Annotated in this window: 15 protein-coding genes; 11 read left to right on the top strand and 4 right to left on the bottom strand. The window is 68.1% G+C overall.

The genetic code is table 11. From position 1 onward, the window contains the following. Positions 1 to 7 precede the first annotated feature (7 nt). From sufC to C265_RS12275, 8 genes are all read left to right on the top strand, one after another. Positions 8 to 754 (top strand): Fe-S cluster assembly ATPase SufC, encoded by a 747-nt coding sequence (gene sufC, locus C265_RS12240; protein ID WP_010814498.1) that lies wholly within the window; start codon positions 8 to 10, stop codon positions 752 to 754. Then, positions 751 to 2,082, top strand: a complete 1,332-nt coding sequence (gene sufD, locus C265_RS12245) for a Fe-S cluster assembly protein SufD (RefSeq protein ID WP_010814499.1) — start codon at positions 751 to 753, stop codon at positions 2,080 to 2,082. Before sufC ends, sufD begins: the two co-directional genes overlap by 4 nt. Then, positions 2,079 to 3,347 carry a cysteine desulfurase gene (locus tag C265_RS12250; RefSeq protein WP_010814500.1) on the top strand — a complete coding sequence of 423 codons (1,269 nt, stop codon included), beginning with the start codon at positions 2,079 to 2,081 and terminating at the stop codon, positions 3,345 to 3,347. Before sufD ends, C265_RS12250 begins: the two co-directional genes overlap by 4 nt. Next, complete coding sequence (gene sufU, locus C265_RS12255) at positions 3,347 to 3,793, top strand: Fe-S cluster assembly sulfur transfer protein SufU (protein WP_010814501.1); 447 nt, start codon at positions 3,347 to 3,349, stop codon at positions 3,791 to 3,793. Before C265_RS12250 ends, sufU begins: the two co-directional genes overlap by 1 nt. A 6-nt stretch (positions 3,794 to 3,799) precedes the next feature. Next, positions 3,800 to 4,168, top strand: coding sequence for an SUF system Fe-S cluster assembly protein (locus C265_RS12260; RefSeq protein ID WP_010814502.1), 369 nt, complete (start codon positions 3,800 to 3,802; stop codon positions 4,166 to 4,168). Position 4,169: 1 nt separating this feature from the next. Next, entirely contained in the window at positions 4,170 to 4,490 is a 321-nt protein-coding gene (locus C265_RS12265; protein ID WP_010814503.1) for a non-heme iron oxygenase ferredoxin subunit, read from the top strand. A gap of 142 nt (positions 4,491 to 4,632) precedes the next feature. Then, positions 4,633 to 8,100, top strand: coding sequence for an adenylate/guanylate cyclase domain-containing protein (locus C265_RS12270; RefSeq protein WP_037024220.1), 3,468 nt, complete (start codon positions 4,633 to 4,635; stop codon positions 8,098 to 8,100). Further along, positions 8,097 to 8,741 (top strand): hypothetical protein, encoded by a 645-nt coding sequence (locus tag C265_RS12275; protein ID WP_010814505.1) that lies wholly within the window; start codon positions 8,097 to 8,099, stop codon positions 8,739 to 8,741. The genes C265_RS12270 and C265_RS12275 overlap by 4 nt, the downstream gene beginning before the upstream one ends. Here the strand turns inward: C265_RS12275 and C265_RS12280 are convergent. Further along, entirely contained in the window at positions 8,722 to 9,753 is a 1,032-nt protein-coding gene (locus C265_RS12280; RefSeq protein ID WP_010814506.1) for a patatin-like phospholipase family protein, read from the bottom strand. The two genes, C265_RS12275 and C265_RS12280, sit on opposite strands and share 20 nt — an antisense overlap. A gap of 310 nt (positions 9,754 to 10,063) precedes the next feature. Here C265_RS12280 and C265_RS12285 point away from each other — a divergent pair, with 310 nt between their 5' ends. After that, the gene (locus C265_RS12285; protein WP_010814507.1) at positions 10,064 to 11,512 is read left to right on the top strand and encodes a sensor domain-containing diguanylate cyclase; all 1,449 of its coding nucleotides are present in this window, start codon (positions 10,064 to 10,066) and stop codon (positions 11,510 to 11,512) included. 16 nt (positions 11,513 to 11,528) lie between these two features. Here the strand turns inward: C265_RS12285 and C265_RS12290 are convergent, their stop codons facing one another. Together C265_RS12290 and C265_RS12295 are read right to left on the bottom strand one after the other, a co-directional pair. Continuing rightward, positions 11,529 to 13,667, bottom strand: a complete 2,139-nt coding sequence (locus C265_RS12290; RefSeq protein ID WP_010814508.1) for a xanthine dehydrogenase family protein molybdopterin-binding subunit — start codon at positions 13,665 to 13,667, stop codon at positions 11,529 to 11,531. Continuing rightward, complete coding sequence (locus tag C265_RS12295) at positions 13,664 to 14,149, bottom strand: (2Fe-2S)-binding protein (protein WP_010814509.1); 486 nt, start codon at positions 14,147 to 14,149, stop codon at positions 13,664 to 13,666. The genes C265_RS12290 and C265_RS12295 overlap by 4 nt, the downstream gene beginning before the upstream one ends. Positions 14,150 to 14,293: 144 nt before the next feature. Between C265_RS12295 and C265_RS12300 the strand changes: the two genes are divergently transcribed. Beyond that, on the top strand, positions 14,294 to 15,160 hold the full coding sequence (locus C265_RS12300) for a LysR substrate-binding domain-containing protein (RefSeq protein ID WP_246840200.1): 867 nt from the start codon (positions 14,294 to 14,296) through the stop codon (positions 15,158 to 15,160). Positions 15,161 to 15,177: 17 nt separating this feature from the next. Here C265_RS12300 and C265_RS12305 read toward each other — a convergent pair whose 3' ends face one another. Further along, positions 15,178 to 15,729 carry a MarR family winged helix-turn-helix transcriptional regulator gene (locus tag C265_RS12305; protein WP_010814511.1) on the bottom strand — a complete coding sequence of 184 codons (552 nt, stop codon included), beginning with the start codon at positions 15,727 to 15,729 and terminating at the stop codon, positions 15,178 to 15,180. Positions 15,730 to 15,824: 95 nt separating this feature from the next. On the opposite strand from C265_RS12305, the gene C265_RS12310 reads away from it, so the two are divergent. Beyond that, entirely contained in the window at positions 15,825 to 16,802 is a 978-nt protein-coding gene (locus C265_RS12310) for a Bug family tripartite tricarboxylate transporter substrate binding protein (protein WP_010814512.1), read from the top strand. The last annotated feature ends 2 nt before the right edge of the window (positions 16,803 to 16,804 follow it).

Below are 16,804 nucleotides of genomic sequence, written 5' to 3' on the forward strand. Positions count from 1 at the left end.
GCCAGCCATGCTTGAGATTCGCAAGCTGCACGTCAGCGTAGACGACAAGCCCATCCTGCACGGCATCGACCTCAGCGTGAAGGCCGGCGAGGTGCACGCCATCATGGGCCCGAACGGTTCGGGCAAGAGCACCCTGGCCCACGTACTGGCCGGGCGCGACCGCTTTACCGTGACAGAGGGCGAAGTCCTCTATGACGGCACCAGCCTGCTTGGCATGCCGCCGGAAGAGCGCGCCCGCGCGGGCATCTTCCTCGCCTTCCAGTATCCGGTGGAAATCCCCGGCGTCTCCAATATCTACCTGCTCAAGGCGGGGCTCAACGCGATCCGCAAGCACCGTGGCGAGCCGGAGCTGGACGCCATGGATTTCCTCGCCCTGGTCAAGGACAAACTCCAGCTCATGGAGATGGACCAGGACCTGCTTTACCGATCGGTGAACGAGGGCTTCTCCGGCGGCGAGAAGAAGCGCAACGAGATCCTGCAGATGGCAGTGCTGGAGCCGCGGCTCGCCATTCTCGACGAGACCGACTCCGGCCTCGACATCGATGCACTCAAGATCGTCGCCAGGGGCATCGAGGCCATGCGCAGCCCGCAACGCGCGATTGTGCTGGTCACGCACTACCAGCGCCTGCTCGACTACATCGTGCCGGACCAGGTCCACGTGCTTGCGCAAGGCCGCATCGCCAGGTCCGGCGGGCCGGAGCTGGCGCGCGAACTGGAGCGGCACGGCTATGCCGCGATGGAGTCTTCGACATGAGCGCAAGCGGACTGGAGCACTATCTCGCCGAGTTCGCCCGCGTCGAGGCCGCACTGCCCGGCCGCCGTCTGGGCTGGCTTGCGCACGCGCGGCGGCAGGCGCTGGATCATTTCGCCCAGGCCGGGTTCCCCACGCTGCGCCACGAGGACTGGAAATACACCAGCGTGGCCGCACTCGAGCGAAGCCGCTTTGCCGTGGCACTGCCGCAGGCCGGCGACAGCCTGGACCCCGCGGTGGCAGCCCAGATCGAGGCGCTTGCCCTGGCCGGCGCGCAGCTGATGGTGTTCGTCAATGGCACGCACCAGCCGCAATGGTCGCGCATCGGCACCCTGCCTGCGGGCATCGAGCTGGCCAGCCTCGCCGCGACGCTGGAGCGCGCGCCGGACTGCCTGGAAGCGCTGCTGTTGTGTCGCACAAGCGACTACCCGTCCGGCTTCGCCGCCTTGAACATGGCGTTCATGACCGACGGTGCCTATATCCGCGTGGCGGCCGGCACCGTCCCGGAACAACCGATCCACTTGCTGTTCCTTGCCACCGCTGCCGAACTGGCAACCCATGCGCGCAACCTCGTGGTGGCGCAAGCCGGCAGCCAGGTCTGCATCGTGGAGCACCACGCCGGCCTGGATGGCCTGGCCTATTGCACCAATACCATCACTGACATCGTTGCCGAGCGCGATGCGCAGGTCGAACATCACAAGCTGCAGCAGGAGAGCCTCAAGGCCTTCCATATCGCCGGAGTGAACCTGGACCAGCGGCAGGGTAGCCGCTGCGCCTCCAGTTCCTTTGCCCTGGGCGGCGCCCTGGCGCGGGTCGACATCAATGTCGGGCTGAATGCCGAGCATACCGAGTGTTCGCTGGACGGGCTGTATATGACCGCCGGGCGGCAGCATGTCGACCACCACACCCGCGTCGACCACGCCAGCCCGCACAGCAAGAGCCGCGAGTTGTACAAGGGCGTACTGGCGGGCGCCTCGCGCGCCGTCTTCAACGGCAAGGTGGTGGTGCATGCCGATGCCCAGCACAGCGATGCGCACCAGTCCAACCGCAATCTGCTGCTGTCCGACCAGGCCGAGGTCGACACCAAGCCGCAACTGGAGATCTATGCCGACGACGTCAAATGCGGCCACGGCGCCACCGTCGGCCAGCTCGACGCCGAGCAGATCTACTACCTGCGCTCGCGCGGGATGGACGATGCCGCGGCGCGTGCGCTGCTGACCTTTGCCTTCGCCGAAGAGGTCGTCAGGCGGCTCGGCCCGGCCCCATTGCGCACGCGGCTGGAAACGCTCTTGCGCGGCAAGCTGCCGGAGCCTGTGAAGGAGCTGCCATGAACACGGCTGCGCATGAACGGATGGCCGTGGAGCACGCGGTGCCGGCCGCCAGCCTGGAGGTGGAGCGGTTGCGGAAGGATTTCCCGATCCTGCGCCAGACCATCAACGGCAGGCCGCTGGTCTATCTGGACAACGCCGCCACCACCCAGAAGCCGCAAAGCGTGATCGATTGCGAAGCGCATTACTACGCCGCGCTCAACGCCAATATCCACCGCGGCGTGCATACCCTGAGCCAGCGCGCCACCGATGCCTACGAGGCCGCGCGCGACGCAGTGCGAGACCTGATCAACGCCGCCGGGCGCGAGGAAATCGTGTTCGTGCGCGGCACCACCGAGGCCATCAACCTGGTGGCGGCAAGCTTCGGCCAGCGCCTGCGCCCGGGCGACGAGGTCCTGATCAGCGCGATGGAGCACCACTCCAATATCGTGCCGTGGCAACTGGCGTGCCAGCGCACCGGCGCCTTGCTGCAGGTGGCGCCGATCAACGATGCCGGCGAGCTGATGCTGGAGCAGTTCGCGCGATTGCTCGGCCCGCGCACCAGACTGGTCGCGCTGACGCACCTCTCCAACGCGCTTGGCACCGTCAACCCGGTGCGGCACATCATCGAGCTGGCGCATGACCATGGCATCCCGGTGCTGATCGATGGCGCCCAGGCCGTGCCGCACCTAAAGGTCGACGTGCAGGCCCTCGATTGCGATTTCTACGCGTTCTCCGGGCACAAGCTTTACGGGCCCACCGGCGTCGGCGTGCTCTACGGCAAGGCCGCGCTGCTCGATGCCATGCCGCCTTACCAGGGCGGCGGGGACATGATTCGCGAGGTCACGTTCCGCAAGACCACCTACAACGAGCTGCCCTACAAGTTCGAGGCGGGCACCCCCAATATCGCCGGCGTCATCGCCCTTGGCGCCGCCATCGGGTACGTGCGCGCGCTCGGCCTGGAAGCCATCGCCGCCCACGAGCACGCGCTGCTCGCTTACGCCAGCGCGCAGGCAGCAAGGATCGCCGGCCTGCGCATGATCGGCACGGCTGCCGACAGGGCGAGCATCCTCTCGTTCACGCTGGACGGCATCCATCCCCACGATGTCGGCACCATCCTCGATCAGCACGGCGTCGCGGTCCGTGCCGGCCACCATTGCGCCATGCCGGTGATGGAGCGCTTCGGCGTGCCCGCCACGGTGCGCGCTTCCTTCGCGCTGTACAACACGCGTGAAGAGGTGGATGCACTGTTTGCTGCCGTGCGCGCGGCACAGGAGGTATTCGCCTGATGTCTGACCTGCGCAACCTCTACCAGGAAGTGGTTGTCGACCACAGCCGCTCGCCGCGCAATTTCGGGCGGCTGGCGGCAGCGAACCGCCGCGCCGAGGGCTTCAACCCGCTGTGCGGCGACCGGCTGACGCTGTACCTGAGAATCCGCGACGCGGTGATCGAAGACGCCAGCTTCGAGGGCTCGGGCTGCGCCATCTCCACTGCCTCTGCGTCGCTGATGACGGAAGCGCTCAAAGGCAAGACCGAGGCGCAGGCGCGGGCCTTGTTCTGCGGCTTCCACGCGCTGGTCACCGAAAAGCCGGGGCAGTCCGAAGTGCCGATGGGAAAGCTGGAAGTCCTGGCCGGCGTGCGCGAGTTCCCGGCGCGCGTGAAGTGCGCCACCCTGGCCTGGCATACCATGCAAGCCGCTTTGGAGAACAGCGCCAGGCCGGTCTCGACGGAGTAGAACCCCATGAGCATGATCGATTGGCTGCACAAGGCCAGGGAACACGAAGACAGGTTCGAGGCTGAGCCGGACAGCCTCGAGGGGCGGGTGATAGCGGCCTTGCGCACGGTGTACGACCCCGAGATCCCGGTCAATATCTACGACCTTGGCCTGATCTACCAGCTATCGGTGGACGAAGCCAGCGGCAAGGTCGGGATCCGCATGACGCTGACCGCGCCGGGCTGCCCGGTGGCGCAGACCTTCCCCGGCGTGGTGGAGAGCGCGGTGATGGAAGCCAGCGGGGTGGACGCGGTCGAGGTAGAACTGGTGTGGGACCCGCCCTGGTCGAGAGAACGGATGAGCGAGGCGGCACGCCTGGAACTGGGGCTGCTCTGAGATGAGCGAGTGGATCGATGTCGCCCGAGCCGAGGACTTCGCGCCCGGCACTTGCCGCAGCGTCGATATCGATGGCGTCCAGGTCGCGGTATTCAATGTGGATGGCAATTACTACGCCATCGAGGACCTCTGCTCGCATGAGGCCGAGCCGCTCTGCGGCGGCGACGTGGAAGGCCAGGAAGTCGTCTGCCCGCGCCACGGCTCGCACTTTTCCCTGCTGACGGGCGAGGCGCTGTCCCCGCCCGCCTACGAGCCGGTGGCGACGTTCCCGGTCCGGGTGGCGGACGGCAAGGTGCAGGTCAGGGACGAGCGCGGGGAATAAGCGTACAACCCCGATCAGTCACTTGGCCGGGGGCGGGTCTGGACGCACTGTCGCCAGGCTGCGCCGCCTTGCCATCCCCGCCGATCCCATCTCTAATAGTCTTGAGTACCGTCCAGGCAACCAACGACGGCCAGGAGGCGAAATGCGCTGCACCAGTTGCGGTTTCGCGAACCTCGCGGGAGCCAACTTCTGTGAGGCGTGCGGAGCAAAGCTTGGCCGAGCCTGCCCTCAGTGTGGTGAGGAAGCCACTGCAGCCGCGAAGTTCTGCCGCGCTTGCGGCTTTGCGCTGACCGACGCCCCGGTCGGCACCGCTGCCACGCCAGCGCCGCCCGCGGCCACGGCCCCGGTCCTCTACACCCCGCCCCACCTTGCCGGGCGCATCCTGGCCGAACAGGCGGCAATGGAGGCCAGGGGCGAGACCGCCGGCGAGCGCAAGACCATCACCGCGCTGTTTGCCGACATGGCCGGCTCGACCGCGCTGACGCAGGACCTCGACCCCGAAGACGCGCGCCGGCTGATCGACCCCGTGGTGACGCTGATGATGGAAGCCGTCCACCACTATGAGGGCTATGTGGCCAAGTTCCTCGGCGACGGCATCCTGGCGCTGTTCGGCGCCCCGATCGCCCACGAGGACCATGCCTTGCGCGCGCTCTACGCGGCGCTGCGCATGCAGGACGCGATGCATCGCCACAGCGACCGCGTGCGGCTGGAGCAAGGCATCCCGCTGCAGATCCGGATCGGCGTCCATACCGGCGAAGTCGTGGTGCGCTCGATCCGCAAGGATGACCTGCACACCGACTACGATCCGGTCGGGCACACCATCCATATCGCTTCGCGCATGGAGGGGATTGCCACGCCGGCGTCGATCCTTGTCAGCGAATCGACCCACAAGCTCACCGAAGGCTATTTCGAGTTCACGGCGCTGGGGACCACCCATGTCAAGGGCGTGCGGGATCCGCTCGCGGTATATGAAGTCGTCGGCCTGGGAGCCTTGCGCACGCGCCTGCAGGTGGCCGCGCACCGCGGCCTCGCCAGGTTTGTCGGGCGCCAGGATGAGCTGGCGCACTTGCACGCGGCGCTGGGGCAGGCCAAGGCTGGACACGGGCGCATTGTTGCGGTGGTCGGCGAAGCGGGGGTCGGCAAGTCCCGGCTGTTCCATGAGTTCAAGGTCAGATCGCAGCAGGGCTGCCTGGCGCTGGAGACCTTCTCGGTCTCGCACGGCAAGGCGTTTGCCTACCTGCCGCTGATCGAGATGCTGAAGAGCTATTTCCAGATCACGGCGCAGGACGGCGACCGCAGCTGCCGCGAAAAGGTGACCGGCAGGCTGCTGACCCTGGACCGTTCGCTGGAAGAACACCTGCCCTACCTGCTCTACCTGCTCGGCACCATCGAGCCCGACTCGCCGTTGCCGACCATGGACCCGACCATCCGGCGCCAGCGCACCTTCGAGGCGATTGCGCGGCTGCTGGTCCGGGAAAGCCTCAACCAGCCGCTGGAAGTCATTTTCGAAGACCTGCAATGGCTGGACGGCGAGACCGAGGCCTTCCTCAATATGCTGATCGACCATGTGCCCGGCGCGCGCATCCTGCTGCTGGTGAACTACCGGCCGGAGTACAGCCATCGCTGGAATGCGGACGGGCATTATTCGCAGCTGCAGCTGCAGCCGCTGGGGCAGGCGGAGGCGCAGGAACTGCTGACCGCGCTGCTCGGGGACGACCGCAGCCTGGTGCCGCTGAAGCGGCTGATCCTCGACAAGACCGAAGGCAATCCCTTCTTCATGGAGGAAGTGGTCCAGACCCTGGCCGAGGAAGGCGCGCTGCTCGGCCAGCCCGGCTGCTACCGTATCGAGACCGCGCCGGCCCTGCTCCATATCCCCACCACCGTGCAAGGCGTGCTGGCCGCCCGTATCGACCGGCTGCCGCTGGCCCAGAAGGAGCTGTTGCAGACCCTGGCCGTGATTGGCAAGGAGTTCCCGCTGAGCCTGGTCCTGCGCGTGACCGGCTTGCCGGAAGACCACCTGCATCCGCTGCTGTCCGACCTGCAGGCTGCGGATTTCATCTACGAACGGCCGGCATTCCCTGAGGTCGAGTACGCCTTCAAGCACGCGCTGACCCAGGAGGTGGCCGGCAGCTCGCTGCTCACCGAGCGGCGCAGCGCCTTGCATGAAAGCTCCGCCCAGGCCATCGAGGCGCTCTTCCATGGCCGGCTCAAGGACTACTGCAGCGAACTGGCGCACCACTACAGCAACAGCGGCAACATCCCGAAGGCGGTCGAGTACCTGCACTGCGCCGGCCAGCAAGCCCTGCTGCGCTCGGCGCAGGCCGAAGCGATCCGGCACCTGAGCATGGCCATCGACCTGCTCAAGCGGCAACCCGACAGTGCCGAACGCGCGCGCCAGGAACTGACGCTGCTGCTTGCGCTCGGGCCGGCCCTGATTGCGGCCCGGGGCCAGGCATCGCCCGAAGTCGAGGGCAATTACCGGCGGGCGCTGGCCTTGTGCGAGCAAGGCCAGCAGACGCCCTACCTGTTCTCGGCACAGCTGGGGTTGTGGGCGTTCTATCAGCTTCGTGCGCAATACGAGGTCTCGCTGCCTTTGGGCAAGCGGCTGCTTGCGCTGGCCATGAAGTCGCAGAAGCCCAAGCAGCTGGCGGAGGGCCATCGCGCGATCGGCGCCACGCTGTTCCGCCTTGGCATGCTGGACGCCGCGCGCAAGCATGTTGAGGCGGTGCTCGCGGTGCCGCATCCTGAGCAACCGGCGTACGACTTCCTCACGGGCTACGGGCGCGACCCGGCCGTCCACGCCACCAGCACGCTGGGCTGGATCCTGTGGTACCAGGGCTTGGCGGACCAGGCACTGGCGCGCTGCCAGGAGGCGCTGGCCATGGCCCGTGCCCGCCCGGATGCGTACAACCTTGCCCTGTGCCTGGTCTTTGCCGCGGAACAGCATCAATGCCGGCACGAAGTCCGGCTGACACAGGAGTACGCCGAAGCCGCCATCGCCATCTCGGGCGAACAGGGTTTTCCGATCTACCTGGCGTGGGGCACCGTCCTGCAGGGCTGGGCGATGGCGGCGCTGGGCAGTCACCAGGAAGGCGTTGCGCTGATGCGCCAGGGCGTGGCCGCCTATGAGGCCACCGGCGGCAGACTGGGCATGCCGAACCTGCTGGCCCTGGTTGCCGAGGCCTGCGGCAAGGCAGGCCAGACCACCGCCGCGCTGGACGTGCTCACGCAGGCACAAGCGCTGGTGGAAGAGACCGGAGAACGGCTGGATGAGGCAACCGTGTACCGGCTGCGCGCCGAGACGCTGCTGCAGCTGTCGGCAGAGCGCCCTGCGCCGCCGGCCGCGCAGGAGGAAGCCGAAGCCTGCTTGCACCGGGCCATCACGGTCGCCCACGAACAAGGTGCAAAGCCGCTGGAGCTGCAGGCCACCCTGAGCCTGGCCCGGCTGTGGCGGCAACAAGGCAAGGTCGACGCGGCGCGTCAAGTGCTGGCGCGGGTCCACGGCAGCTTCAGCGAGGGCACCGACACCGCGGACTGGCAGGAGGCCCAGGCGCTGCTTGCAGCGCTGGCGGCCGACCAGGCCAATACCCCGGAGCGCCCCCACGCATGACCTCGACGCCAGGCCTCCCCCTGCAAGACCGCTTCGTCGCGCTGTGGACACGTGCGGGCGGCACGCACGCGGCCGACGCCTATGCCGATCTCGCTCGTTGCTACGGTGAGCCGACGCGGCACTACCACACCCTCGACCATGTCCGTCGCTGCCTGCAAGACCTGGACTGGGCGCGCAGCGCGATACCGGATACCGACGAGGTGGAACTGGCGCTCTGGTGCCACGACGTCATCTACGTGCCCGGCGCCACGGACAACGAGCAACGCAGCGCCGCATGGTTGCGCCATTGGTCGGGCGGCAGCATCGCCGCCGCCGCGCGCGTGGCCGCCCTTATCCTGGAAACCACCCACGCCGAAGTGCCGGCAAGCCTGGCCGGCCGCTTCACCGCCGACATCGACCTGGCGGCGCTGGGCTGCAGCCGCGCGCGCTTCCAGGAAAATGGCGCCAACCTGCGGGCCGAACGCACCGACCTGGACGACGCCGCCTATGACGCCGCCGAGCGCGCCTTCCTGAGTGCGCTGCTGGCCAGCCCGCGCATCTACACCACCGACCTGTTCCAGGCGCGCTACGAGGCGCAGGCACGCGCCAACCTGACGTGGCGGCTGGCGCAGCCGGCCTGGCCTACAGGAACTCCCCGCTGATATCGATGCTGGAGCGCCGGCCCACGCTGTCGTAGTGCTGCTCCAGCCACCGGCTCGCTTCTGCGCGGCCCTTGTCGCGCAGCGAGCACAGGAAATTCCAGTCGGCGTTGTACTTGGTGGAAACCCCCAGCGCGGCCATGGTCTGGTCCGAGCGGATCGAATGGATCCACACCTCCTTCATCTCCGTGCCGTCGAGCTTGCCCTGCTGGATCAGCGACGTGACGAAGGCAATGGCGCGCATCTCGCGCATCAGCGACGAGTTGAAGCTGACCTCATTGACGCGATTCAGAATATCCGCGGCCGTGGTCGGCACGCCGTGGCGCACGATCGGGTTGATATGGACGATCACCACATCGTGGGTCTGGCAGTGATAGATCAGCGGGAAAATCGCCGGGTTGCCGACATAGCCGCCATCCCAGTAGTGCTGGCCGTCGATGCTGACCGCCTGGAACAGCGTGGGCACGCAGGCCGAGGCCAGCACGGCGTCGATGCTGAGTTCCTCGGGCGGGAAGATGCGTATCCGGCTGGTCTCGATATTGGTCGCACACAGGTAGAGCCGGATCGGGCAATGCTCGCGCAGTGCCGCAAAGTCGACCTGGCTGCCGAGCACGTCGCGCAGCGGATTGAGGTTGTTGGGGTTGAACTGGTACGGCGACAGCAGGCGCAGCGCGATGTCGGCCATCGCATACATCGGCGAATGGTTCAGCCCCAGCGTATGGCTGCTCTTGAACCAAGGCAGCCACCGGAACGGGTTGTAGCGCTGCGCCGAGTGCGCGATCGCCTCCCAGAAATCATGCAAGGCCAGGCGCGCGCCGTCACTGCCGCCCTGCAGCAGCCCGTAGGCCAGCACGGTGGCGTTCATGGCCCCGGCGCTGGTGGCGCTGACGCCTTCGATCGCCAGCCTGCCGTCCTCCAGCAGCCGGTCGAGCACGCCCCAGGTAAAGGCGCCATGCATGCCGCCGCCCTGCAGGGCGAGCGCCACAGGCTTGGGTTGTGCAGGCTCTGGCTGCATGCGGTCTTCCCTTCAGCGGCGGCAACCCGCCATGCTCAAGTGTAGGGAAGAACTGTGCGTGCAGCGTAGTGCCGGACGCGCGCAGCGGCACACAGCACGTGTGCCCTGGCCGGGCAGGCCCAGGGCCGCAAGCTCCGGGACGATGCGCTGGCGCATAACGCAACTGAGCCAGGCTGCGGCCAGGTACTACAATGGCCGCATAAAAGCAGAACAGCTTTCCTTCGTGCGTCAAATACCTCACTTTCCGGCCCGCAAAGCCATTTCCCGCCCGGCCTCCCTGATCGTTGCCGCCAGCCTTGTCCTGGTCTGCATGATCGCGGCCCTTGGTGCGCTCGCCCTGGTGCAGATGCGCAGGGATGCACTGGACAATGCCAGCGAGGCCTCGGCCAACCTGGCGCTGACGCTGGAACGCAGCATCACGCGCAACCTGCAGATCCATGAGCTGGCGATCGGGGGCATAGTGGAAGCCATGCACGATCCCGCACTGCTGGCGCAACCGCCGGCGCTGCGCCAGCGGCTGCTGTTCGACCGCCTGATCAACGCCGAAGACATGGGCTCGCTGCTGGTCACCGACGCCAACGGCACGCTGGTGTTCGACTCGCACCAGTGGCCGCCGCGCCCGGTCAACGTTTCTGACCGCGACTACTTCCAGGCCCACCGCAGCGGCGATCACAGCGGCCTGTTCCTGAGCCGGCCGTTCCAGCCGCGCCTGGCGCCGGAGAACAAGTCCATCGGCATCAGCCGGCGGCTTTCCGCACCCGACGGCAGCTTTGCCGGCACCGTGGTCGGCACCTTGCGCCTGAACTACTTCCGCAAGCTGTTCGATGGCGTAAGCCTTGGCGCGGGCGGCACCCTGACGCTGCTGAGCACGGACGGCACCATCATCATGCGGCGGCCCTATGAAGCCGAATCGATCGGGCGCGACATCTCCGGCAGCCCGTCATTTGCACCGCTGCTGCAAGGCACGCAAGGCACGTTTATCGGCGTCGCGGCAGTCGACGGGGTGCAGCGGCTCTACAGCTTCAGGCGCACTCCGGGCTTTCCGCTGCTGGTCGTGGTGGGACGCGCCACCCACGACGTGCTGGCACCCTGGCACAAGCGCGCCTGGGTGTTCGGGGCGATGATCATCGCGCTGGACGCTGCCATCATCGCGCTCTCGGTATTGCTGTCGCGCCAATGGCGGCGCCGTGTCGAGATGGAAGAGCACCTGCGCTGGATGGTCAACACCGATGGCCTGACCGGCCTTGGCAGCCGCCGTGCGCTGGACGATGCCGCCGACGTGGAATGGCGGCGCGCGCGCCGCCACAGCCAGCCTTTGTCGCTGCTGATGCTGGACGTCGACCACTTCAAGGAATTCAATGACCGCTACGGCCACCAGGCCGGTGACGATGCGCTGGCAGCGGTGGGCGCCTGCATCCAGCGCCAGGTGCGGCGGCCGGGCGACTATGCGGGGCGCTATGGCGGCGAAGAGTTTGCCATCCTGCTGCCGCACACCAACGCTGCCGGCGCGGCCGCCATGGCGGAGGCCATCCGCGCTGCCGTCCAGGCCTTGCAGATTCCGAATGCTGCCGGTGCCGACGGGCACTTGACGGTCAGCATCGGTGCGGTGACCGATGCCAACGGCCCCGGCAACGAAAAGGATTTCGCCGAGCTGCGCGCCTTTCTCCGTGCCGGCGACGAAGCGCTCTACCTGGCCAAGCGCTCCGGGCGCAATTGCGTCGCAACCTTCGGCGCCACGGCAGCGGCGATGGCGTCCTGAGGGCCCGGCGCCGCGGCTACGCCAGTTCGAACCCATGCCGCGCCAGCGGCAGTGAACGGATGCGCTCGCCCGTGGCAGCAAACAGCGCATTGGCCAGCGCCGGCGCCAGCGTCGGCACCGCCGATTCCCCCACGCCGCCGATGCGCTCGCCGCTCTGCACCAGCACAGCCTCGAAGCGCGGCGTCTGGGCCAGGCGCAGCAGTGGGTAGTCGTGGAAATTGGATTGCTGCACGCGCCCGTCGCCAATCGTGATGACGCCGGACAGCGCCGCGCTCAGGCCCCAGATGCTGGCGCCCTCAAGCTGGCGCTCGACCGTGGCGGGGTTGATCACGGTGCCGCAGTCGATAGCATTGACGATGCGGTGCAGCGTGATGCGCTTGTCCCGCACCGACAGCTCCACTACCGTCGCGCACAGCGAGCCCCATGCCTGCGACAGCGCCACGCCCTGGAAGCGCCCCGCCGGTGCGCCGCCCCAGCCGGCCTGCTGCGCCAGCCGGCGCAGCAAATCCGCCTGGCGCGGGCGCTCGGCCAGCAGGCGCAGCCGGAACTGCAGCGGATCAGTCCTGGCATGGTGGGCCAGCTCGTCGACGAAGCTCTCGGCAAAGAACGTGTTCTGGGTATAGCCCACGCCGCGCCAGAAACCGACCGGCACGGCGGTATTGACCATCGCATGGCGCACGGCGATATTGGGCAGCGCGTAAGGCAGGTCCACCACGCCTTCGACCGACTTGGGATCGACGCCGCCCTTGACCCGGTCCGGGAAATTGCGGATGTAGATCGATGAACACGCCAGCCGCGCATCCAGCGCGCGGATGCCTGCCGCGCCGGGTGCCAGCACGGCGCTGAAGCGCGCCGCCGCCGCGGGGCGGTAGAAGTCGTGCTGGATATCTTCCTCGCGCGACCAGATCAGCTTGACCGGCTGTCCTGCCGCTTTCGATGCCAGCGCCGCCTGCAAAAAGACGTCGAACTCCTCGCGCCGGCCGAAGCCGCCGCCGACAAAGGTCGAATGCACAACGATGCGTTCGGCCGGCAGGCCGAGCACAGGCGCCAGCCGATGCGCGATCTCGCCGCAGACCTGGGTCGGCCCCCAGATCTCGGCACGGTCGGCGCGAACGTCGGCCGTGGCATTCATCGGCTCCATGGTCGCGTGCGCGAGGTACGGGACCTCGTATTCGGCGGTATAGGCCTGGCCGGCCTGCATGTGCGCATCGGGGTCGCCATTGCGCAACGCCAGCGCCGAAGCGCTCCGCGCGGCTTCCCGGTAGCCGGCCATCAAGGCAGCATCGCCGACGGGTTCGCCTTGCGGCAGTTTCCAGTCCGGCCTGAGCGCGGCCAGGCCCTTGCGCGCGGTCCAGTAGCTGTCGGCCAGCACCACCACGGCGTCGTCCAACGGCACCACGCGCCGCACGCCGCGCACGGCCAGCGCCGGCCGGGCCTCGACACGGTGCAGCTTGCCGCCGAATGCCGGGCAGGCCATCACCGAGCCCACCAGCATGCGCGGCACCTTGACATCGACGCCGAACACCGCAGCACCGCGCGTCTTCAGCGGAATGTCGAGCCGGTCAGTCGGGCGGCCCAGCAGCTTCCAGTCGCGCGGATCCTTCAGCGCCACGCTGGCCGGGCGCGGCAAGGCGGCAGCCCGCGCTGCCAGCGCACCGTAGCCAAGCGTCCGGCCGCTGGCCTCATGACGCACCACGCCCTGTACGGCACGGCACTCCGCGACCGGCACTTTCCAGCCCTGCGCCGCGGCTTCGCGCAGCATCTCGCGCGCCGTAGCGCCGATGCGCCGCAGCGGCTCGAACGACCAGCGCGCGGAGGTGCTGCTGGCGGTCGCCTGTACCTTGAACATGCGGTTGTTGTAGACCGGATCGGTGGGCGCCAGCTCCGCGCGCACCTGCTTCCAGTCGCACTCCAGCTCTTCGGCAATCAGCATCGGCGCCGATGTCATCACGCCCTGCCCCAGCTCGGCGGAAGGCACCATGATGGTCACGCTGCCATCGGCATCGATGCGCAGCCACGCGTTGATATCGTCGGGATCGCGCGCGGGCGCATCCGCGGCCTTTGCCAGCGGCAGGTGGAAGCCCAGCACGAACGCTGCCGGCACGGCGCTGGCAGCCTGCAGGAAGCGGCGGCGACTGGTGTGGCATTCGCTCACGATTGCGCCCTCCCGTCGGTATCGGCCATGTTCTGTCCCCTGGCGGCGCGCAGGATGGCGCGCTCCACGCGCGGGTAGGTGCCGCAGCGGCACAGGTTGGTGATGCCGGCGCGAATGTCTTCAGGCGCGGGCTCCGGGTTCTCCTTCAGCAAGGCGCAGGCGGCCATGATCATGCCGGACTGGCAGTAGCCGCACTGCGGCACCTGCTCGACAATCCACGCACGCTGCACCGGATGCGAATTGTCGGCCGACAATCCCTCAATGGTCGTAATGTCGGCACGTGCCACGCTGCCCACGGGCGTGATGCAGGCGCGCACGGCCTTGCCGTCGACATGCACGGTGCAGGCCCCGCACAGGCCGGCACCACAGCCGAACTTGGTCCCGGTATAGCCCAGGTAGTCGCGCAATACCCACAGCAGGGGCATGTCGCGGTCGGCATCGACGGCATGGCGCTTGCCGTTGATCTTCAGCTGCAGTTTCATTGGGGGTCTCCTCGTCGCGCACCGGCTTCGCAGTGGCCGGTTCGGTGCGGCCCAGTATCGGCCGCGCGGCATGGCAGGACAATCGACTTGTTTTGCCATGACCTGTGAGGCAAGATCACAGCCATGATCCGCAGGCTCCCCTCGATGCAAGTCCTCCAGGCCTTTGCCGCCACCGCGCGCACGGGCAACATGACGCGCGCCGCCGATGCGCTGTGCGTGACGCACGGCGCCATCAGCCGCCATATCCGTGCGCTGGAGGCACAGCTGGGCTGCACCCTGTTCCTGCGCGCCGGCCGGCAACTGGAACTGACCGCCACCGGGCGCGAGCTTGCCGATGAACTGGAAAATGCCTTGCGCGCGGTCGAACTGTCGCTGGCCGGTGCCACCGAGCGCCGCGCGCGTGAACGCCAGTCGCTGAGCGTCAATGTCAGCCCCGAGCTGGCCGGCGCCTGGCTGGTACCCAAGCTGCCGCGGTTGCGCGAAGCCCTGCCCGGCCTGGACCTGTCTATCGCAGCCAGCACCGACGACCCGGACTTCGCCCGCTCCGACCTCGACGTCAGCCTGCGCTACGGTCCCGCGCCCTTCACCGGCTACCAGTGCGTGAAGCTGCTGGACGACGACATCATCGCGGTATGCAGCCCCGACTTCGCGCAGCGGCACGCGGGCATGACGGCCGCAGACGCCGCGCACCTGCCGCGGCTGCGGCACGCGCGCTTTCGCTGGGCGCAATGGGGCGCGGCGGCGGGGGTGGTGCTGGACGAGCCGGAAGACGGCATCGTCTTCGACTGCCGCGCACTGCTGATCGAAGCCGCCGCCAGCGGCCTGGGGCTGGCGCTGACGCGCGCCTTGCTGGCACGGGAGGCTATCGCCGCGGGCAGGCTGGTGCAGCCGTTGGCCGCCAGCTTTCCCGCGAGCCACAACTGCTACATCGTCTGGCGTGGGGACAATCCCAAGCAGGCGCTGATCCGGCGCTTCGCGCTGTGGCTGCGCGACGCTGCGGTGCAGGCGTGACCGGCACCGCCCAGCCGCTAGCCCTTCCCTCCCCGCCACACCTGCAGCAGATCCCACGCCGGCGCTTCCCCTTCCGGCTGTGGCAACGCTTGCGCCTCGACCAGCATCGCGCCGGCCTGCGCCTGCAGCTTGTCCAGGCAGCGCGACAGCACGCGCGCCTCTTCCGCCGTCAGGCAGGCAGCCAGCCGCGTATTGAAGTCCCGCGCCTGTGCGAACGCTGCACGGTAGACGGCTTCGCCTTGCTCGGTCAGCGTGAAGGCTGCTGCGCGCCGGTCCTGGGTACGCGTTTCGCGGCGGACCAGACCGCGTTCCACCAGGGCGTGGACGGCGCGGCTGGCCAGCACCTTGTCCAGGCCGGCGCTTTCGGCCAGTTCGGTCAGCCGGGTGCCTGGCTGCTCGCCAAGGAAGGAGATCATGCGCCATTCGCGCCGCGTGACGCCCGCCCTGGCGCGCAGGTGCAGCGCCGTGGCGCCCAGCGCGACGCGGTTCAGGTGGTAGATCCGGTAGTTGATGAAATCCGCCAGCCGCTGCGGCCGCTGCAGGCGGTTGCCGCTGTTGTCGTGTGCCATGCCACACCTGCCAATTAGTTGACTTTGTCAATTATATCGACGGGTGTTAGCTTGCATCGACGCCGCTCGCCGGCGGACAACAAACTGGAGACATCGTGAGCCCTCGCACCTTCCTTCCCCGCTTCGCCGCGTGCCTGCTGGCGGTTGCCGCTGCATGGTCCGCGCCCGCCAGCGCGCAGTCGGACCGTCCGCTGCGCATCCTGGTGGGCTACCCGGCCGGCGGCACCGCCGACCTCGCCGCACGCCTGGTCGGCGACAAGCTGCGCGAGACCCTGAACCAGACCGTGGTCATCGAGAACAAGCCCGGCGCCGGCGGGCGGCTGGTGATGGACTACGCGCGCACGCAGCCGGCCGACGGAAATACCCTGGTGGTGGCCAACTCGGCGGTCATGACCATTGCGCCGCTGGTCTACCGCAAGCTCAACTACGATATCCAGCGCGATTTCACGCCCGTGGCGCAGGCCGCCAACTTCCAGCTGGCGCTCGCCACCGGGCCGGCCAGCCCGGCGCGCACGCTGAAGGACTATGTGGCATGGCTCAAGGCCGGTGCGCAGAACAACTCCTACGCCTCGCCGGCGCTGGGCAGCATCCCGCATTTCTTCGGGCTGATGATCGGCAAGCAGGTTGGCATCGACATGCTGCACGTCCCCTTCAACGGCTCTGCGCCGCTGATGAGCGCGCTGGTCGGCGGGCAGGTGCCGGCTTCGGTCGACACCCTTGCCGACCTGACCGAAATGCACCGCGCCGGCAAGATCCGCGTGCTGGCGACTTCCGGCACCCACCGCTCGGTGGCGCTGCCCGATGTGCCGACCTTCACCGAGCTTGGCTACAAGGGCATCGAAGGTGAAGGCCGCTACGGCCTGCTGGCACCCGCGGGCACGCCGCGCCCGGTGCTCGACAAGCTCAACGCCGCCATCGTCAGGGCCGTGCAGTCGCCGGACGTGCGCGACAAGTTCCTCAAGCTGGGGCTGGAACCCGCAACCGGCCCGGCCGACGCCTTTGCCGGCGTGCTCAAGGCCGACGCCGGCAAGTGGGCACCGGTGGTCAAGGCGTCCGGCTATACCGGCGACTGAAA

It is taken from the genome of Cupriavidus sp. GA3-3, from assembly GCF_000389805.1.
Classification (GTDB): Bacteria; Pseudomonadota; Gammaproteobacteria; order Burkholderiales; family Burkholderiaceae; genus Cupriavidus; species Cupriavidus necator_D.